The sequence below is a fragment of the Nonomuraea sp. NPDC051298 genome (assembly GCF_055586305.1).
Genome location: NZ_JBVJIM010000024.1, coordinates 41,260 through 60,637 on the forward strand (window position 1 = coordinate 41,260; position 19,378 = coordinate 60,637).

A 19,378-nucleotide genomic window follows, 5' to 3' on the forward strand; every position below is an offset into this window, starting at 1 on the left:
CTCCACCTTGGTCATCTCCACTTGAGCAACCCGCTGATCGTTCCCCCGAGCACCGCTGCCCGCTCATTGTCCGTCAAGTCCGAGAAGAGTACGCGCCCCAGCGACATCCGCAGGTCGATGAAAGGGAAGTCGGACCCGTAGACCACCCGGTCCCGTCCGACCCGCCGTACCATCCTGGCGATGTCGGCGCCGCTGTTGTGGGACCCGCACACCTCCAGGATGACCCGTGGCCGCCGCTGCGCCACCTCGATCGCCTGGTCCAGGCCCAGCGGCGTCACCCCGGAGTGACCGGCCAGGAACGTGACCTCCGGGTTCCGCTCCGCCACCTCGTCGAGCATCGGGAGGTCGTTGTACGGGGACCCGGCGAACGTGTGCGTGAGCACCGGGCACCCGGTCAGCGCGGCGAACTCCCACACCGGGCCGTACCTGGACCCGTCCAGCGGGTACTCGTGCAGGTCGGGGTGGAGCTTGATGCCGCCGAAGCGCGGGTCGCCGCCCCACCGCTCCAGCTCGGCGACCGGGTCCTGCCACGGGTTCACAGTGATGTAGCCGGTGAACCTCTCGGGCGCCTCGGCCACGATCGCCGCCGTCGCCGCGTTCCCGGCCGCCGCGTCGAGCTGGATGGACAGATGGCTGGAGAAGACCGCGTGCGCGACGCCGCACCGGTCCATCACCCTGATCATCGCCGCGGGGTCCGCCTCGGGGATGAAGAACAGGCTGTACGGCCCGGCGTGCGCGTGGGCGTCGACGATCCGGGTCACCCGCTGGGGTCGCCGCTCCCACACGGCCCGCGCGGTCTCGTTCACAGGATCCCCCTCCCGATCGCGGCCACGTCCGGATCGCCGAGCTCCGACCACAGCAGCCGGGTCACCGCCTCCGCCGGGTCCCGGTACGGCTGGCCGGTCCCGAACACGATCCGCCGCGCGCCGTACCGCGCCACCAGCCACTCCAGCCCGCAGTGCGAGGACAGGTCGGCCGTCCCCAGGCACACGTTGGGGTGCCGGTCCAGCACCCCGGCGATCTGCCGCAACATCCGGTATCCGGCGGCCCCGACGACGATCCGCAGCCCCGGGTGCGCCCCGGCGACCTGCTCGACGGTCGCCCAGTCCACCTGCGGCGCGTCCACCAGCAGCGGTAGCCGCGCCCCGGCCAGGGCCCGCAGGACGGCGGCCGCCTCGACCCCGCCCAGCGGGTAGCCGTGGTCGCGCGGAAAGGCCCGTACGGCCCGCACCCCCTTGACCGCGGCCTCCTCGGCGAAGTCCGCTCCCAGCTCGCCGCAGCCGTCGGGCAGCATGACCCAGCACGGATGGAGCCTGGGCTGGTCCTTGACCAGCTCGAGTAGCTGGTCGTTGCCACGCTTGGGGTCGTGCAGCCAGGCCGTCATGCCGCCCACGACGGCCTCGGCTATCCCGACCCGGTCCAGCGCGGCGAGCAGCTCCTCCACGGTCCCGCCACCCACGTCCCTGCGCGGGTGGCGGCCGAGCATGGCGTCCGCGTCGACCAGCAACGGGCGCGTTTCACCCATGAACGGCCCAGCTCTCGCCGGTGTCGCCCCTGGTCCAGGCGGTGGCGCCGAAGGTGTCCACGGTCCCGCCGACGCTCACCCTGAGGGTTTCTCCCGCCTCGACGGACACCTCGGGCGGCTCGCCCCGGAAGGGGACGAGCGCGACGGCGAAGCGGCCGTCCGCGCGGCGCAGGCCCAGCGAGTGGATCTCGCCGTACTCCGCGGTCCTGGTCCCGGGGTCGGGGATGCGCGCGGGACCGTTCCCGTGCAGGACCTCCTCGGGCGGCGTCAGCGGCACCGCGAGCAGGCCCCGGGTGACGTAACCGGCCCCGTGGGGCCGCCAGGGCGCCAGCCCGTGCACCTGCCACACCGCCTCGGCGTCGATCCGGTCGGTGACCAGCCAGTACGACGGCTCGTCGCGCACGAACACGATCCGCCGGTCGTGCCGTGCCGGGTACCCGTGGTGGTGCCCGGCGAAGACGTCGATGTGCTCCCCGGCGTGGAACAGGTCGAGGGCGGCCTTCCTGTCCTCGGTGTAGTCCTGCCCGGGGACCAGGAGCGTGTTGTGGCCGCGGGTGGCCTGGTACCAGTCGTAGTAGCCGGGGTCGTCGTAGGACGGCGGCCCGCCCGCCTCCCAGGCCAGCGGCACACCCCAGCCCGACAGCACGAAGTCCAGCGCGGCGTGGTGGCTGTGCGGTTCCAGCTCGTGCCCCACGTACGGCCCGTAGTTGACCACGGTGTGCAGGTGACCCGACCGGAAGATCGCGTACCCGCTGACGTCGAGCAGGTGCGAGCCGGGCACGGGCTCCTCCTCGGGCCAGACGACGCCGCTGTCCTGCAGGTGCGGGACCCAGCCGCCGGAGGTGACCAGCGAGCCGAACCAGGAGTGCATCGCCCGCACCTTGGGGTGCTCGGCGAAGCCGGGATCCACGGCCACGACGCGGCGGACGGCGTCCAGGACCATGCCGTGGTAGCCGGGCGAGCGCTCGTGGTGGCCTCCGTCGGCCCGTACGTCGAGCTCCAGGTGCTCCAGGACGCGCCCCCGCGCGATCTCCGCCCACGCGTGCGCCTCGGGCAGCTCGGGGAAGAGCGTGGCCACGTGCAGCAGTTCGGCGACGCAGACGAACTGCCAGTTGCCGTGGCGGAAGGCCGCGTGCTCCTCCGCCGACCAGCGGGCGCCGCCGAGCACGGTCTTCATCATCATCGCCCAGCACTCGTCGCTCAGCGCGGGCTCCTCGGCCAGCACCGCCATGGCGCGGGTGAGGTGCATCGACCGGGCCCACACGCCCAGCGAGTACCAGACGACGTCGAGGCCGGGCCAGTCACCGTGGACCTGGTCGCGGGTGCCGTACCACCGGCGGAACAGGCGGTCCCACTCCGCGGCGTAGCGCGCGTCGCCGGTCTCGCGGTAGGCGTGCACCAGCGGCATCATCCACCTGAGGTAGTGGAAGCCGTACAGCCGGGATCGGCCGCGGCCCTTGTCGAGGAAGTCCACCTCGGCCCCGAGGAGGGCGTCGGCCTCCTCGATCGTCGCGGTGAAGTCCCAGGCCGGGTCGGGGCGGCGCCACGGCCTGGCCTCGGCGATCGACGTGACGCCCAGCTCGGCCAGGAGCGCCTCGTCGGTGATGTGCCGCATGCGTGCGTCGTCCACGTGCGGCGGGTTCTCCACGTACGTCATGAGACCTTCACCGGCTGACCTGACCGGGCCGACTCGTGCGCCGCCGCCAGCACCGCGGTGACGTGCCGCGAGCTCTCCACCGTGATCAGCGGCTCGGCGCCGGTGCGCGCGCACTCCACGAAGTGGTGGATGGCGTCGCGGTAGGCGCCGGCGGGGACGCCGTGCACGACGCGCTGCAGCATGTTGCGCGGGTAGGTGTAGGCCCTGTCGGTGGCCACCTGGATGTTCTCCTTCTGGCGGTCGAGCTGGATCACCCCGTCCTCGCCCACCACGGTGACGTAGCTGTCGACCATCGTGGGGAAGGTGTTGGGGTAGATCCACGCCGACTCGAACGTGGCCATCGCGCCGCGGCTGAACCTGGCCTGGATCTGCATGGCGTCCGGGGTGACCTTCAGCTTGCCGTAGCGCGCGGTGGCGAAGACCTCGACCACGCGGTCGTCGTAGAGCCAGGTCAGCAGGTCGATGTCGTGGCTGGACAGGAACCACGCGCAGGTCGTCTGATCCGCCCACGAGATCATCTCGGTCGGGACGTGGATCGTGTCGTCCTTGCGCGCGTAGCCGACGACCGGCTCGCCGATCACCGGCATCTGGTCCTTGGCCTGCGCGTACGCGGGCACCCAGCGGTGGTTGAACAGGTACATGGCGCTCACGCCCGCCTGCCTGATGGCCCGTACGGCCCGGTCCGCGTCCTCGACCGTGGTGGTGAAGGGCTTCTCGACCAGGATGTGCAGGCCCGCCCGCGCCGCGGCGACCATCACGTCGGCGTGCAGGTGGTCGGGCGTGGTGATCGACACGGCGTCGACCAGCCCGGACTCGATGAGCGCCTGGTAGGTCGGGAACACCGGCGCGCCCGCGAGCGGTCTGCGGCAGACGGCGGTGACCTCCGCGTCCGGGTGCGCGGCCAGCACCTCGGCGTGGCCGCGGCCCATGATGCCGGTGCCGATGATCCCGATTCTCAATTTAGGAGGCAAGAGCGTCATTCCATTGCTTCTCGGCGGTGTCGAGCGCCTCCTCGGCGCTCTTGGTTCCCGTCAGGAAGGCCCTGACCTGTTCGGCGAAGTACTCACCCAGCTCGGCGTCCTTGGCGGTGCCGATGGGCTTGTACTCCAGCTTGGCCATGCCTTTCACGATGACCCGGCGGGCGGCGCTCATCGCGTCGCCGCCGTCGCCCTGGGTGAAGAAGGCGTCCTTGGTGGAGGAGATCGTGGACGGGTAGATCGGCACGATCTTGCAGAAGGCGAGCTGGTTGGCGCCGTTGGTGACGTACTTGAGGAACTCCGCGGCCGCCTTCTTGTGCGCGGAGGCCCTGGGGATGGCGAAGGCCTGCTGGGCCAGCAGCAGGTAGTTGCCGGTGCTCATCCGGACCGGCTCGGTGACGACCAGGTCCTTGTAGACGTCCGGCGCGTTCTTCCGCACGTTGAGCAGATCGGCGGCGTTGGTCGTCGGCTTGAAGGCGAGCTGCCCGTTCTCCAGCGTCTGGGGCAGGTTGCGGATGTCCTTGGAGACCGCGCCGGGCGCGATGCCGCTGCCGTAGCTCTTCTTGAACGTCTCCAGGACCTCCGCGGCCCGCGGGGTGTTGAACGCGGCCTGCCTCCCGTCCGCGGACAGCAGGTCGATGCCGTAGTAACGGAGCACGTTGTGGTCCGGGATGATGTTGGAGCCGTAGACCTCGGTCTCCTTGTGGACCCTGTCGCCGAGGGCGAGCGCCTCGTCGTAGGTCGTGGGCGGGGCGGCCGGGTCGAACCCGGCCTCGGTCACCACCGACCTGCGGTACATCGCCACCGGGGTGCCGCCGTTGTACCAGGGCAGGGCGTAGAGCTTGCCGCCGGTGCGCAGTGGTTCGACCAGGTTGGGCCGGAAGTCGGCCAGGTCCTCCGGTTTGAGCAGGTCGTCGAGCGGGGTCAGCGACGGGACGAAGCGTCCCAGCTCGATGGAGTTGACGTTGACCAGGTCCGGCACGGCGCCGCTGGCCACGGCCGCGAGCAGCTTGGTGGCGCTCTCCTGGCCCGGCACGTCGACCCACTTGACCGTGACCTTGGGGTGCTGCTTCTGGTAGGCGGCGATGAGGCCGTTGACGTAGTCGCCGTAGTTCTTCCTGAGGTTGATCGTCCAGAACTCGACCTGGCCCTCGAACGGCTGGTCGGAGGCGGCATCGGTGCCGCCGGTGGACGTGCCGGCCACGCATCCGGTGCTGAGGAGTGACAGGGAGAGCGCTCCTGCCGCTAAGGCAAACCTACGGGACATCGTGGTGGTCCTCGATTCTGGCCGTCCTTAAAGTCTCTTTCGGCAGAATGGCAGTTCAGGATTTTCCGGTCAAGGCCAAGCTATTGACCGTCTGCGTTGGCTTTGTATAACTTCTGGCCATCCGATACCTGATCTACGGCCGTCACAATCGTCGGAGAAGGATGTGAGGCCATGCTCCGCCCCGGCCAGCGCTGGTACACGCCCTACCTCTTCGCCGCCCCCGCCCTCGTCCTGTTCGGCGTCTTCTTCGCCTGGCCGGCGGTGACGGCGATCCAACTCTCGTTCCTGAAGTACGACATGATCTCCCCGCCGCCCGTCTTCGTGGGCGGGGACAACTTCGCCCGCATGCTGGGCGACGACCGGTTCTGGACCGCGCTGCTCAACTCGTTCCTGTTCCTGGTCGGGCTGTTCCCGCTGCTGGTGGTGGCGCCGCTGCTGCTGGCCGTACTGGTCAACCAGAAGCTGCCGGGGATCCGGACGTTCCGGATGCTCTACTACCTGCCGGTCGTCACCTCGATGGTCGCCGTCGGCATCGCCTGGGAGTACGTCTTCCACCAGCAGGGCGTCCTGAACTGGATGCTCACCGGAGCGGGCCTGCTCGACCAGCCGATCCAGTACCTGCTGGACCCGGACTGGGCGCTGCCCGCGGTGATCCTGGTCGAGGGCTGGAAGAGCATGGGCTTCTACATGATGATCTACCTCGCCGGGCTCCAGACGATCCCGGAGAGCATCTACGAGGCCGCCCGAGTGGACGGCGCGGGGCCCTGGCGGCGACTGCGGAGCATCACGGTGCCGCTGCTCGTGCCGTACATCGCGGTCGCGTTCACCGTGGAGATGCTCGACGCGATGCAGGCCTTCACCTCCATCTACGTGATGACCAAGGGCGGGCCCCAGGACGCGACGCTCACGCTGGGCTACTACATCTGGTCGGCGGCCTTCGAGCGCTACGACATGGGCTACGCCAGCGCGATGGGGCTGGTGCTCTGGGTGCTGATGATCGGCCTGGCCATCCTCAACTACCGGATCACCCGCGGAAGGACGGTCATGGCATGATCTTCAGGCGGGCGGGGATGTACCTCGTGCTCACGGCGATCGCGCTGGTGTTCGTCGGGCCGTTCCTGATCCTGCTGTCGGCCGGGCTCAAACCCGCCGGCCAGGCCGTCTACTCCTTCCCGCCGGACGTCATCCCCCGCCCGCCGGTGCTCGACTGGGTCATCGAGGCGTGGACCTCGATCCCCTACCCCACCTACCTGCTCAACTCCGTCATCTACGTCGGCGTGATGGTGCCCGCCCACGTCATCGTCTCGGCACTGTGCGCCTACCCGCTGGCCCAGATGAACTTCCGCGGCCGCAACCTGGTCTTCTTCGCGATCCTGTCGACGATGTTCCTGCCGGGCGAGCTGATGCTGATCCCCAGGTTCCTGGTGGTCACGCAGCTCGGCATGGCCGACTCCTTCGCCGGCGTCATCCTGCCCGGCCTGCTGTCGGCCTTCGGGATCTTCCTGCTCCGCCAGACGTTCGCGGGCGTCCCGCGCGACATCGTGGACGCCGCCCGCACCGACGGCTGCCACGAACTGCGCATCTTCTGGCACGTCATGCTGCCCGCGGCGCGCCCGACGCTGGCGATCCTCGGCATCTTCGGCTTCATCGCGGTCTGGAACAGCTTCATCTGGCCGCTGGTGGTGCTGAAGGACTCCGGCAAGTATCCGCTCGCGCTCGGCATCTCCTACCTGGCCGGCATCACCGGCACCGACGTCCGCACGCTGGCCGCCGGAACGATCATGTCGATCATCCCGGTCGTCATCGTCTTCATGCTCATGCAACGCCACATCCTCGACGGCATGCGAGGCGCAGTGAAAGGCTGATCATGTTAAACCGCAGACAGTTCGGACTGGGCGCCCTGGCCCTGGGCACGCTCGGCTTCACCAGGTCCTCCACCTACGACTACACCTCCCGAGAGACCTTCGACCTCTTCGACCGGGTCTTCCACGGCAGCGGCGGCGTCGGCCGGCCCGGCGACACCAACGAGCACGGCGGGCTGGCCTGGGGGCAGTCCTACGTCCTGATGGGCTTCATGCGGATGTACGAGGCCTACCGGGACACGCACTACCTCGACCGGCTGGTCGAGAACGCCGACCAGGTGCTGGCCAACCGCGACTCGGTGCGCGGCGTCACCGACCACCGCGGCAGGTCGCTGCCCGCCTGGCGCGCGATGCACCCCTACACGGTGGGCACGGCCGTGCTGCGGGGCGTCGACGGCACGCCGCTGCTGGAGGTGCGCAGCGCGCTGAGCTACGCCGACGACGCGGTCGCCACGGTCACGGCGGGCAGTTCCGCGGACCGCTTCTCGCTGGAGGTGCGCAACACCAGGACGGCCAAGGTCGCCACCTTCCCCGACCTGTCGCTGGACCCGGCCTCGGCCGACTACGCGGTCAGGCGGATCCTGGACGCCTACCCCACCCCGACCATGGTGACGGCGCGCGACCCGCGCGACGCGCCTGCCGGGGGCGTGACGCCCGCCCTGGGCCCGATCCCGCTGGCGTCGCAGCCGGTCGTCTTCACCGTGCACACCGGCATGATCACCTACCCGATCGCCGCGTTCGCCAGGACCGTCCTGGCCGACCCCGCCCTCCGGCGGCGCTACAGGAGCAAGGCGCTGGAGTACCTGGACGCCGCCAGGGCGGCCGCCGCCGTGCACGACGAGGAGTGGCGGGAGAGCGCAGACGGGCGCGGCTACTTCGTCTGGAACAAGGGGACGCCGCTGGCCTACGACGGCACCGAGCAGCCCACCAACCAGAGCCTGGCGCTCGGCCAGACCTACACGGAGCTGGCCGCGGCCACCGGGGACCGGACGACCAGGGACCGGGCCCGCCGGATGGCCCACACCTTCTCGCGCGAGCTCACGGTCGACTCCGACGACGCCTACGTCTGGTCGTACTGGCCCACCTTCGGCAAGCTCTACCAAGGGTTCGACGCCGCCTCCGGCGTCTCCGAGTACACCCCGTCCTACACCGGCGGCGCGCGGCAGATCGAGGATTTGAGCCACGGTGCCATCGACGTCGAGTTCGCCGTCGCCGCCTTCCGTCACAAGATCTTCTACTCCGGGCGCGACATGACCCGCTTCGCCAGGACCTACAGCAAGAACCTGGTGGCGACGCCGGGCGCCGACGGCATCGCCACCGCCAACGTGCGCGTCGACGGCACCGGCGGCTCCACCAGCGCGGGGCAGTACCTGCAGGCTCCCCGCTGGATGGCCGTGGCCGACTGGGACTCGACCGTGCTGCCCCACGCGCGGGCGATCTACGAGGGGCGGGCGGTCGAACCGCAGCAGGGCTCGTACCTGGCCTGCGTCGCCTACCTCAACTGGCAGGCCAGGCGCGGCTCCTGACCTCGGCGACAGCACGGGTGATCCGGCTGCGGACCTCACGGCCCCGGAGGGAAGACGCCCTGGCCCGGAGTGAGGATTCCGTCGGGGTCGTAGCGTTCACGGGCCGCCTCGAAGGCGGCCCATGAAGGGCCGTAGTGGGTGCGCCACTCCTCAGGCGTGGTGGGTATGGAGCCGACCGGGTACTGGTAACCCCCGACGCCCTGGGCTCGCAGGTAGAGGGAACGGTTGGCCTCCACCATGTCCTGCGGGCTCTCGGCTCCGTCCGAGGCGGTTCTGAGCAGCGTGAAGAGGAAGACCGTCTCCTCGTCGGGCACGCGCAGCAAGGGCAGGTTCAGGCGGGCACGGGGGAAGGGATAGAGCAGGACCACGCCGCTGGCGCCGACCTCGGTCTCGGTCAGGTCCTTGATGGCGGCCTCCACGAAGGCGTCGGTGCGGCTCGCGGGCAGGAACATGTTCCACCAGGGGTGCGGGCGGTACCACTCGCCGGTGGACTTCAGATAGGTGACGCCCGCGGCGAGCCGGTTGAGGAAGTCGAAGTAGGACATGTTCTGGATCTGCCGGTCGCCGGGCTGGTCGCTCAGCCCGGCGAGGAGCCTGGCGTCGTCGGGCGGGGTCGTGCCGTCGAAGAAGGCGACCGCTTCGAGCTGGTAGCTCCAGCCGTCGGAGCCGGTCGGCAGCCCGAGCTCTCCCTCCACGTAGGCGAAGCGGCCGTCGTCGACCACGCGCCGCTGGTCGGCGGTCAGCGCGGCGACGCTCGGGTAGGAGAGCAGGTAGTGGCGGACCGTCGCGGGGGCGGGCAGCAGGCGCATGGTGGCCTTGGTGATGATGCCGCACTGTCCTCTTCCGGCCAGCACCGCGTGGAAGAGGTCGGGGCGCAGCCGCGCGGAACACCTCCTCAGGCTGGCGTCCCCCGTGACGACCTCCAGCTCCACGACGCTGTCCGCCTGGGATCCGTGGTGGTGGGTCTGGCCGCCGACACCGCCCACCGAGAGGGTGCCGCCGACCGAGAGCTCCAGGTAGTCGGTGAAGACCGGAGGGGTCAGGCCGTGGGCCAGGGTCGTCTGCGCCACACTGCTCCAGAGCGCGCCCGCCTCCACGACGGCCGTGTCCTCCCGCACCTCAACCGCGTTGAGCGGGGTCATGTCGATGATCAGACCGCCCGCGACCTGGCCCTGGCCGAAGGTGGCGTGTCCCTGGCCGCGCGCGGCCACCTGCAGGTTGTGCGTCCGGCAGTACCTCATCATCTGCATGATGTCCGACACGGCGCCGGGCTCGAGCACGGCCCCCGGGGTCCGATGGACCAGGTGCCCGAAGTCGTCGGCCGCCTGGCCGCGCGAGGCGGGATCGGTCACCACCTTGCCCTTCAGCGGCGGCAGGTCGACCATCCCCTGAGACTGGGCGGCGTCGGTGACCCACGTGCGCGTGGACGGGTCGAAGCCGACCACGGCCGCCCCCGCCGTGAGGAACGCCCGTTTCCACGGATGCCACGTCATACCCGATCCTTTCGCCAGGCGGTCACGTCGCGTCGATCATCGCCGACGGCACCCGGCGACGCCAGCCGAACGAAACCGGATGACAGCCACAAAAGTGTCACTACGGCGCTGCGGCGAGGAAGGCGTCGGCTCAGGCGGCGAGGGTGCCGAGGTCGGCGGCGACTCGGGCGAGGGCCCGGACGAGGTCGTTCTCGGTCTCGGTACGCCACACCAGCGCGTACGGCAGGGCGTCGAGGTCCCGGACGGGCAGGTAGGCGATGTCGGGCCGGTTCCAGTAACGCCGCATGTGGGCGGGAAAGACGTTGACGATCTGCCCCGTACTGGTCAGGGTGAGGACCTCATCGGCGTTGCGGACCACGGGACCGCGTTCGATCCGGCGTCCCGAGCGGGTGTGGGACGGGCTGTAGCTGTCGAACCAGTAGTCCGGCCGCGCCGGGGTGTCGGCATGCTGGAAGTCGGCGAGCGCGTCCAGTGAGATGGAGGTGCGCCGGGTGAGTTCGTGGTCGGCGGCCACGGCCAGCACCCGCGGGTCGGTGAACAGGAGCGGCCCCACCGTCAGGTCGGGTTCCTCGACCGGCAGCCAGCAGACCAGGACGTCGAGATCGCCGCGGCGCAATCCGGCGAACGGGTCGACGAAGGGGGCCTGCTGGATCCGCAGCTTCCACTGCGGGTGGCGGGTGTGGAAGGTGTCCCAGTAGGGGCGCAGGTCGTGGACGTTGAAGGGGAGCATGCCGACGCGCAGCACGGCGGTGATGCCCTGGGCGGCGAGTTTGGCGCGGCGCATGCCGTCCCGCAGCCCGCTGTAGACGGGCCACAGGTCGTCGCGGAGTTGCCGGCCGAGCGGGGTCAGCCGGACCGTGCGGTTGGTGCGCTCGAACAGCGGGGCGCCGATCTGGCGTTCCTGTTTCTTGATGGCCTGGGTGACGCGGGCGGGACTCACGCGCAGCCGTTCGGCGGTCCGGCCGAAGTGCAGCTCCTCGGCCAGGGTCAGGAAGATCTCCATGTCCCGGAGGTCCACGATCCTCCTTCCGTCAGCTCAGGGGTCGATACGCTCTCGCACGGGTGGCGCTCCGCGTTGATCCTAGTCACCGGAGGAAGCGAGCCACCCTTGGAGTGACGCGATGACGTCTCTGCTGGGCAAGACGGCGTTTTTCGAATGGGCCAAGAGGGACATCTACCACGGCACCCATAGGTGCGCGTGATCCATTCGTATAATCGCCAGGATGGATTTCGACGAACTCATCCGCGTCCTCGCCGCGCGGAACGAGCAGACCTGGAGACCGGCCTGGAACGCCTTCCTGGAACTCGGTGGCGCCGGGGTTCCCGCGTTGGTGGCGGAGTTGATCGACGAGGAGTCTCCTCTCGACTGGGCTCGGGCGGGCACGCTGCTGAGACGTCTGGGCGATCCGGCGTTCTGCGCGGTTCGTGACGCCGTCGCCGCCGACCTGCCGAAAGAGCCGGCCCGGCGGGCCGGCTGGACGTTCGGTGGTTTCGGTCAGCCCGAACACCTGGACCGTCTCATGGAGTCGCTCGAACATCCCTCGGCCCGGGTCCGGGCGGGTGCGGCCATATGCCTGCAGAGAATGAAGGAGAAGGCGCTGCCGGCGTGCGACGCGCTGATCCGGCTGCTCGGCGACACCGAGGCGGACGTGCGACAACGCGCCGCCTGGGCGTTGGAGGCGATCGGCCCCGGAGGACTGGACGCGCTGCGGAAGGTACGCGAGTCCGGTCCGGGTGCGGGTCGCCTCCACGCCTTCCACTCGATCCTGAACATCGGCGGACCTGACGTCCTGTCACGAAAGGACCAGGAGCTCTGGCGGCGTTACGTCAGGGCCAGGGCCGCCGCCGACCGGCCGCAGGAGATCTGGGAGAACAGTTGCATCGCCGTTCCCGGTGGTCGGCAGGAAGACCTCCTGCGGACCCTGGACTTCTCCGACCCCAGCCCGATGTACTTCGACCTGGGACTGGGCGTCGCGAGTGGATCATGGTGGACGGCGCCACCGGTCGAACACCAGGACCGGGCGGAGGCGTACGTCACACCGGAACTCGACGGCTGGACCCTCGTCGTCAGCGGCTGGTGCTACCCGGCCTGGGATGACGCGTGGTACGCGCAGACGCGCGACGCGTTGCGACGGCTGAGCGCCCGGTTCGGCACCGCCTGGGGATTCGCCGGCCGCGGCTACGGCGGTACCGCGGCATGGGCCTGCGCCAAGAACGGTGACCTCATCTGGGAGCGCGCGGTCACCATCGACGACGAATGGGGCGACGGCGACCCCACCGAGGGCATCGACACCGACGAACCGCTCGGCATCGATCCGACCGCGCTGACCGAGAAGACCTCCATGCGCGGCGTGGGCCTGCGCGCGCTGACCCCTTACGGGCGCGACGCGCCACGGAACGAAGACATGCCGTAGGTGACCCACGTGCCTGACAACCCCAGATGACGTGTCAGGCACGTTCCCCAAGGGCATGGTGCGGGCTCAGGTGAGCGGGAGGATCAGGCGCTCGTTGACGGTTTCGACCAGGACCTGCCGGTTGGTGAGGACGACCCAGGTCCCGCCGCCGCCCGCGCCGACGAGCCCCGGTCTGACGATCAGGGAGGCGGAGAATCCGGCCCCGGCACCGGGGTGCCCGGCCACGTCCTTGGGCAGCGTCAGCATCCAGCCGAGCCCCGCCTGTCCGCCGAAGCCGTCCCGCTCGGCCTGCGGGCGAAGGGCCTCGCGGGCGAGCGCGCCGGGCAGCAGCGACGACCAGGCCAGGCCGAAGCGTACGAGGTCGGCCGCCGTGGTCCACAGGCCGCCCACGGCAGGCACGACGGAGATCCGCGCCGGTACGCGTTCGAACACGCCCTCGCCGGTGAGGCGGTGGCCGACGGCCACTCCGGTGGCCGGACAGCTCCGCGGGAACCACGAATCGCTCATCCCGAGGGGTTCGAGCACCATCCGGGTGGCCGCCTCCTCGTAACGCGTCGCGGTGACGTCGGCGATGAGCTGCCCGAGCAGCGCGTACGCGCCCTTGCCGTAGGCGAACGTGCCGCGCGGCCCGTCGCACGACACGACCGGCCCGGTGACCGAGACCAGGTCGGGGACGCTGTCGGCGAACATCGACGCGGGCGCGGGACCGTCGACGCCGCCGGTGTGGGACAGCAGCTCCCGTACGGTGACGGCGTCGCCGGCCAGCCGGATGGTGCGCAGGTACGCGTTCGCGGGGTCGTCGAGTCGTACGCGTCCGTCCGCGACCAGCCGCAGCACGGTGGTCGCGGTGATCAGCTCGGTGATCGCGTACGCGGGGAACCGGTGGTCGGGCCGCAGCATGGCGTCCGCATCGAGGTCCGCCCAGCCGTGCGCGGTCACCCACAGCGAGCCGTCGTCGTTCGCGCCGGCCACGATGAGGCCGACCAGGCCCAGTTCGGCGAACGACTCCGCGGCCACCGCGGCCGCCTCCTGCGGCACCGTACCGGAGGTGCGCGTCGGCGGCGCCGCCACGCGTGGGTCGTCGGCCTTGGTCTCCAGTGGATAGAGCCGCAGCCTGCTCAGCCGGTGCGGCGGGTCGGGCTCGGTGGCCGCCTCGACCCGCAGGTCGTCGATTCGCGCGCGCAGGAGCAGTGGCTCGGCCCGCAGGTCGGTGAGGTCCTCGCGCAGTTGCCGGGCCACGGTGCCGAGCAGGTCGGTCAGTGTGTGGGGCGGGATGAGGTTCAGGTAGTCGTCGGTGAAGTGCCGGCGCAGTTCGTCTTCGTCCGGGGGTGTCCATCGCGGGGTGCCGGCCGCGGCAAAGCGGGAGATGACCCAGCGGACCTGCGTGAGGGCGTGGCCGGCCGGGCCGGTGGCGGCGATGTGTCGCTTGAGCGCGTTCCAGCTCGAGAGCCCGTGTTCGCGGGCGATGGCCAACTGGGCCTGGTGGAGCGAGGTGAACTCCCCCGCGGACAGGCGGCGTTTGGCCTCGAGCTTCAGGTAGCGGAGGCTCGGCCGGTCGGGGAGCGTACGAAACTGATCGGACAAGGCAGTCCTTCCCTGGTCGCCCGCGGGTCCGCGACATCGGGCAGGAAAGACATACCGTCGATCTGCTTGGTGAACCGGTGAGCTTGCAGCTCTGCCCGCGGACCCAGAGGCGGCCGGGAACCGCCACTCACGATGCTACCGGGGCACCCCGCCGACGGCGAACACGTTTTCCTCCGCCCCCAGTCCCGGCCATCCGTGGTAGCCGTCCTCTGCGTCAGCCGAGGATCACGTACGGCTCCGGCGGCTCACCCGGGAAGACGAGCGGCGCGTACGGCACCGGATTCTCGACCACCGGGATCGGCTGCTTCGTCGGGACCAATCGGTCCGCCACCACCCCGCCGTGGTGGTCGACGGTGCCGAAGCAGTAGCCCCGCTCGCGGGCGGCGTCGATGAGCAGCGCCAGTCCCCCGTTCGTACCCGGGCCGGCCGGGCTGTCGTAGGGGCCGTCGTGCAGCGAGATGATCGCGCCCGGGTACAACTGCTCGACGATCGCGTCGCTGATCTGCCGCGGCGTGCGCTCCGGCACCCAGTCGTCGGTGCCGATGCGGAGCAGGTAGTCCGTGTAGCCCAGGTCCGCGATGATCTGCCGGACCTGCGCGTTGGCGGCGCCGAACGGCGGGCGGATGCCCTTGAACGAGATCGGGGCGCCGGCGGCGGCGAACGCGGCCTCCCCGTCCTGGATCTCGTGGCGGACACCGTCGGGACCCTCGCCGGCCAGCACCTGGTTGAGGTTCGCGTGGCTGTAGGTGTGGTTGAGCAGTTCGTGCCCCTCGTCCAGTTGGAACCTGGCGAAGTGCGGGTTCGCCTTGACCCGGGTGCCGGTGTCCATGAACACGCCGGTCACCTGCTTTTCGCGGAGGATCCGCAGCGTCTCGGTCCGGTAGTGCGACGGGCCGTCGTCGAACTGGATGGCCAGCCTGCGGTCGCAGGAGTTCGGGACGGACTTGTCGCGCGGGCCGCCGACGTGGGTGCGGGCGGCGGCCGAGACCACGCCGGCCCGGTCCCGGCTGCTGAGCAGGCCGTCGGCGACGAACTCGTCGGCGACCGCACGGGCGGCGGACACGAAGGCGCCGTGGGTGGCGAACGGCTCCCGCTCCCAGACGCGGTCCAGCAGGGTGCAGCCGTCCGAGCCCTCGGGGTTGGCGATGCCGGTGTCGACGCGCGGCGGGCCGAACCAGATCGTCTCCTCCGGGGACCAGCCGTTCGGGCATGCGTCGGACGCGGCGCTCGTCATCGCGGCGCTCGTCATCGTGGCCGACGCCGCGCCCGTAGTCGCGCCCGTAGTCGCGCCCGTAGTCGCGCCCGTCGTTGTGGGCGTCGTCCCAGCCGAGGCGACCGGCGTCGGGGTGATGATCCTGTACGGCTCCGGCGGCTCCCCGCCGCCGAACTTCAGCGGCAGGTACGGCACCGCGTTGACGACGGACGGGATCGGGTCGCCGCTTGAGACGTACCGGTCGGCGACGATCGCACCGGTGCTGTCGAACGTGCCGAAGCACAGCCCGGCCGCCCGGATGTCGTCGATGATCAGCGGCAGCGCCTCCATCAGCTCCGGCCCGGCGACGGTGTCGATGGGGCCGTCGTGCAGGAAGATGTTCCGCCGTCCGTCGGCGATGCCCTCGGCGACGTCGGCCCGCAACTGCTCGGCCGGCCGGTCGGGCAGCCAGTCCTCCGCGTCGATGTCACCGCTGACGACCGTGAAGCCCAGCCGCGCCAGCTCGGCGCTGACCTGGGCGTTCGCCGCGAGGAACGGCGGGCGCATGCCGACGAACGGCCGCTCGACGCCGGCCCGGTCCAGCGCCTCCTCGGTGGTCCGCATCTCGGCCTGGAGCCTCGATACGGTGACCTGGTTGAGGTTGGGGTGCTCGTAGGTGTGGTTGAGCACGAGGTGCCCCTCGCGCCGCTCGAACGCCGGAAGCCGCGGGTTGGCGTCGATCCTCATGCCCGTGTCGAAGAACGTCGCGGTGACCTGCTTCTCGCGCAGGATCGCCAGCGTCTGGTCGCGGTAGAACGACGGCCCGTCGTCGAAGGTCAGCGCCACCCGATCGGCGCAGGTGTTCGGGATCGAGTCGTCCTTCGGGCCGCCGGCGGCCGAACGGGCGGCGGCCGCGCGGATGGCGTTCGTCTCTTTCGCGGAGAGCAGGCCGAGGCCGCGGAACTCGCGGGTGGCGCGGACGACGGTGGCGACGAACTCGCCGTGGGTGGCGAACGGCTCCTCCTTCCAGACGGCGTCGAGCAGCGTGCAGCCGTCGTCGCGTCCCGGGTTGGGGATGCCGGTGTCGATACGCGGGGGCCCGAACCAGACCGTGGTCTCGGTGGACCAGCCGGCCGGGCAGGCGTCCGCCGTGGCCGCCGCCGGTCCTGGTGACCCGTCCAGCGCTTGCGCGGCGGGTGCGGCCGACGCCGTCCCGATCAGTGAGCAGGCGGTCGCCACCGCCAGCACTCCCGCCGTCACCAATCGTCCTGTCATCGTCCTGGACATTGCCGCTCCTTCGGGGGGTTGAGGGCATGCCGAGCGAGGGATCTGCTCAGGGAGAATCGAAACTCCGAGCGGATTGCTGATCTCTGTGAAGGTACTCGGGAAAGATTCCTCCCGGAACCCCAAACGGGAGAGAATGGACAGCTTTCTTGTCGCAGTGAGTGGGAACTCTCGGGATCAGGCCACGACGGCGGCGGCCAGCGCTCCGGCCACCGCCGCACGAGCCCCGAACGCACTGGTCCTGACCTGCAGCGAATCCCCCTCGGTCACGGTCAGCCAGCGCCGGGTCGCGGCCAGTGTCTCCGGCCGCGAGCCGATCCCGCCGCCCAGCACGAACGTCGCAGGATCGACGATCGCCCGGACCGCCCGCAGCGCCAGCGCGAGCAGCCGGCCCAGCTCGTCCAGCACCTGCACAGCCGCGCCGTCACCCTCCGCCGCGGCCGCGAACACCTCCGGCGCCGGACGCCGCCGGCCGGCCAGCTCACGGTAGCGGCGCTCGACGCCACCACCGCTGACCTGCTGTTCCAGCGGCCCGTGCACCAGGTTGGCCGGGTCGAACGGGTCCGCGCCGAACGGCAGGTCGGCCACCTCGCCGGCCAGGCCACGGGTGCCCGCGTGCATCCGGCCGCCCAGCACCAGGCCGAGCCCGACCCCGGTCCCGACCGCGACGAACGCCAGGTCGGCGCCGCCGCCCGGCTGCCAGACGTGCTCGCCCCAGGCGGCCAGGTTCGCGTCATTGTGCACCAGGGGCCGGGTGCCCAGACGGACCTCGAGGTCGGCGGGCACGTCCATCCGGTCCCAGCCGGGGATGTTGGGCGCGTGCCCGACCGCGCCGGTGACCGGATCCGGGGCTCCTGGGCAGCCGACGACCACCCGCGACGGCCGCCCCTCGCTGCCCGCGGCCGCCGTCAGCGACGCCACCAGCCCGGCGATCTGGCCGGTCACGGCCGTGCCGCCCCGCGGATCGGTGCGCTCGACGCGATCCAGCAGCAGGTGCCGGACGGGATCGTAGAGGACCGCGTGCAGCTTGGTGCCGCCCAGGTCGACGCCCACCACCGGCTCGGCCTCCGCCCCACGGAACGCCTCGCGGGGCAGGGCCGGCTCGGCGCCGCTCGCCGGCAGCCAGCCGGCCTCGGCGAGCGCCCGGCGCAGGGGGCCGGCCAGGCCGGTACGGTCGGTTCCGGGCATCACCACGGGCGGCGTCTCCAGTCTTCGGCCGGCTGGGGATTGAGTGCTGGGGATGAGTACAGTATCAGCTTGATAAAAAACTCCAGAGGGAGCAGCCATGTCGGGTCCGATCTCCTCGACGGCCAACGCCGGCACCGTCTCGCGGGTGAACCAGACCGCGATCCTCGACGTGCTGCGGCAGAACGGGCCGCTCTCACGGCAGGAGATCGGCGCCCGTACCGGTCTCAGCGCCGCCACCGTGAACCGCCTGGCCGGGCAGTTGCTGCGCAAGGGTCTGGTCGTCGCCGACGGGCACCAGCCGTCCACCGGCGGACGGCCGTCGATCCTGCTGCGCTACAGCGGGCGGGCCCATCTCGTGTCGGTGGTCCACGTGGGCGGCACCCGCACCGAGGGCGCGCTGGTCGACTTCGACGGGGCCATCGTCCACCGGGTCGGGCACCCGGTGGTCCCCGACGTGCTGCACGCCGCCGACCGCGCGACCATCCGCCTGGAGGAGGCGCTGTCCGTCGTCACCGAGCTGGGTGCGGTCGCCGCCGAGCGGGGCCAGCCCAGCCAGGCGGTGGGGGTCGCCGTCCCCGGCGTCGTCGACGGCGCCGACGGGCGCGTGACCTGGGCGCCCGCGCTCGACTGGCGTGAGGTGCCGGTCGGCTCGCTGCTGCACGACCGCACCGGACTCCCCGTCGTGGTCGAGAACGACGCCAACGTGCTGGCCGTCGGCGAGCACCACCGCGGCGCGGGCCAGGGCGTCCAGGACCTGGTCGCCGTCGTGCTGGGCACCGGCATCGGCGTCGGCATCGTCACCGGCGGCCGGCTGCACCGCGGCTCACGTGCGGCGGCCGGCGAGATCGGTTACATGCTGATCGACCGGTCGTCGCTGACCCGGCTGTTCCCCGGCTTCGGCGACCTGGAGAGCCGGGTCGGGTCGGTCGGGCTGGCCAGGCGGGCCCGCGAGCGCGGCATCGCCGGGCCCGCGGATCGGCCGCTCACCGCCGCCGACGTGTTCGACCTGGTCAGGAGCGGCAGCGTGGAGGCGCGGGCGCTGCTCGAGGAGACGCTCGACTACGTCGCGCTGGCCGTCGCCAACCTGTGCACGGTGCTGGACCCGGAGCTGGTCATCGCCGGCGGCGAGATGAGCGAGGCGGCCGATCTCATCACGCCCGGCCTGCGTGACCGGCTCGTCGGCCGGATCCCGCACGTGCCCCGGCTGGCCGCGTCCGCGCTGGGCGACGACGCCGTGATCGTCGGGGCCGCCGAGCTGGCCGCGCGCCTGGTGAGCGACTTCGCCTACGTCCAGGCCACCCGCTGACACGAGCCCTTTCCTGCGGGAAACATCACCGCGAACGGTAGACGGCACCCCTGCCTGTGGGGCACCATTAGGCCACTTATCGCTCGCACTGGATGAAAAGTCG

15 protein-coding genes are annotated in these 19,378 nt (G+C 71.0%); 5 read left to right on the forward strand and 10 right to left on the reverse strand.

Annotated elements, in window-relative coordinates:
- Window positions 1-11 precede the first annotated feature (11 nt).
- The 5 genes from ACZ6S0_RS42285 to ACZ6S0_RS42305 are packed head-to-tail and all read right to left on the reverse strand — an operon-like array spanning window position 12 to window position 5,426.
- Window positions 12-806 (reverse strand): amidohydrolase family protein, encoded by a 795-nt coding sequence (locus tag ACZ6S0_RS42285; RefSeq protein WP_465924971.1) that lies wholly within the window; start codon window positions 804-806, stop codon window positions 12-14.
- Complete coding sequence (locus tag ACZ6S0_RS42290; protein ID WP_465924972.1) at window positions 803-1,525, reverse strand: amidohydrolase family protein; 723 nt, start codon at window positions 1,523-1,525, stop codon at window positions 803-805. Before ACZ6S0_RS42290 ends, ACZ6S0_RS42285 begins: the two co-directional genes overlap by 4 nt.
- Window positions 1,518-3,182 (reverse strand): heparinase II/III family protein, encoded by a 1,665-nt coding sequence (locus tag ACZ6S0_RS42295; protein WP_465924973.1) that lies wholly within the window; start codon window positions 3,180-3,182, stop codon window positions 1,518-1,520. Before ACZ6S0_RS42295 ends, ACZ6S0_RS42290 begins: the two co-directional genes overlap by 8 nt.
- Entirely contained in the window at window positions 3,179-4,141 is a 963-nt protein-coding gene (locus ACZ6S0_RS42300) for a Gfo/Idh/MocA family protein (RefSeq protein ID WP_465924974.1), read from the reverse strand. Before ACZ6S0_RS42300 ends, ACZ6S0_RS42295 begins: the two co-directional genes overlap by 4 nt.
- Window position 4,142: 1 nt before the next feature.
- The gene (locus tag ACZ6S0_RS42305) at window positions 4,143-5,426 is read right to left on the reverse strand and encodes an ABC transporter substrate-binding protein (RefSeq protein WP_465924975.1); all 1,284 of its coding nucleotides are present in this window, start codon (window positions 5,424-5,426) and stop codon (window positions 4,143-4,145) included.
- 171 nt (window positions 5,427-5,597) lie between these two features.
- On the opposite strand from ACZ6S0_RS42305, the gene ACZ6S0_RS42310 reads away from it, so the two are divergent.
- Genes ACZ6S0_RS42310 through ACZ6S0_RS42320 form a run of 3 tightly spaced genes read left to right on the forward strand, consistent with a single transcriptional unit; the run spans window position 5,598 to window position 8,814 of the window.
- Window positions 5,598-6,479 carry a carbohydrate ABC transporter permease gene (locus tag ACZ6S0_RS42310; protein ID WP_465924976.1) on the forward strand — a complete coding sequence of 294 codons (882 nt, stop codon included), beginning with the start codon at window positions 5,598-5,600 and terminating at the stop codon, window positions 6,477-6,479.
- Window positions 6,476-7,291 (forward strand): carbohydrate ABC transporter permease, encoded by an 816-nt coding sequence (locus tag ACZ6S0_RS42315; RefSeq protein ID WP_465924977.1) that lies wholly within the window; start codon window positions 6,476-6,478, stop codon window positions 7,289-7,291. Before ACZ6S0_RS42310 ends, ACZ6S0_RS42315 begins: the two co-directional genes overlap by 4 nt.
- A 2-nt stretch (window positions 7,292-7,293) precedes the next feature.
- Entirely contained in the window at window positions 7,294-8,814 is a 1,521-nt protein-coding gene (locus ACZ6S0_RS42320; protein ID WP_465924978.1) for a hypothetical protein, read from the forward strand.
- Between the two features lie 35 nt (window positions 8,815-8,849).
- On the opposite strand, the gene ACZ6S0_RS42325 is transcribed toward ACZ6S0_RS42320, so the two are convergent.
- The gene (locus tag ACZ6S0_RS42325; protein WP_465924979.1) at window positions 8,850-10,307 is read right to left on the reverse strand and encodes an FAD-binding protein; all 1,458 of its coding nucleotides are present in this window, start codon (window positions 10,305-10,307) and stop codon (window positions 8,850-8,852) included.
- 130 nt (window positions 10,308-10,437) lie between these two features.
- Window positions 10,438-11,325: a LysR family transcriptional regulator gene (locus tag ACZ6S0_RS42330; RefSeq protein ID WP_465924980.1), complete on the reverse strand. Its 888-nt coding sequence runs from the start codon at window positions 11,323-11,325 to the stop codon at window positions 10,438-10,440.
- A 205-nt stretch (window positions 11,326-11,530) separates the two neighbouring features.
- Between ACZ6S0_RS42330 and ACZ6S0_RS42335 the strand changes: the two genes are divergently transcribed.
- Window positions 11,531-12,721: a HEAT repeat domain-containing protein gene (locus tag ACZ6S0_RS42335; RefSeq protein ID WP_465924981.1), complete on the forward strand. Its 1,191-nt coding sequence runs from the start codon at window positions 11,531-11,533 to the stop codon at window positions 12,719-12,721.
- A 66-nt stretch (window positions 12,722-12,787) separates the two neighbouring features.
- On the opposite strand, the gene ACZ6S0_RS42340 is transcribed toward ACZ6S0_RS42335, so the two are convergent.
- The 3 genes from ACZ6S0_RS42340 to ACZ6S0_RS42350 form a co-directional block, all read right to left on the reverse strand.
- Entirely contained in the window at window positions 12,788-14,305 is a 1,518-nt protein-coding gene (locus ACZ6S0_RS42340; RefSeq protein ID WP_465924982.1) for a serine hydrolase domain-containing protein, read from the reverse strand.
- A gap of 214 nt (window positions 14,306-14,519) precedes the next feature.
- Complete coding sequence (locus ACZ6S0_RS42345; RefSeq protein ID WP_465924983.1) at window positions 14,520-16,784, reverse strand: polysaccharide deacetylase family protein; 2,265 nt, start codon at window positions 16,782-16,784, stop codon at window positions 14,520-14,522.
- A 174-nt stretch (window positions 16,785-16,958) separates the two neighbouring features.
- On the reverse strand, window positions 16,959-17,969 hold the full coding sequence (locus ACZ6S0_RS42350) for an ROK family protein (RefSeq protein WP_465925066.1): 1,011 nt from the start codon (window positions 17,967-17,969) through the stop codon (window positions 16,959-16,961).
- Window positions 17,970-18,066: 97 nt separating this feature from the next.
- Here ACZ6S0_RS42350 and ACZ6S0_RS42355 point away from each other — a divergent pair, with 97 nt between their 5' ends.
- Entirely contained in the window at window positions 18,067-19,275 is a 1,209-nt protein-coding gene (locus ACZ6S0_RS42355; protein ID WP_465924984.1) for an ROK family transcriptional regulator, read from the forward strand.
- Window positions 19,276-19,378: the final 103 nt, after the last annotated feature.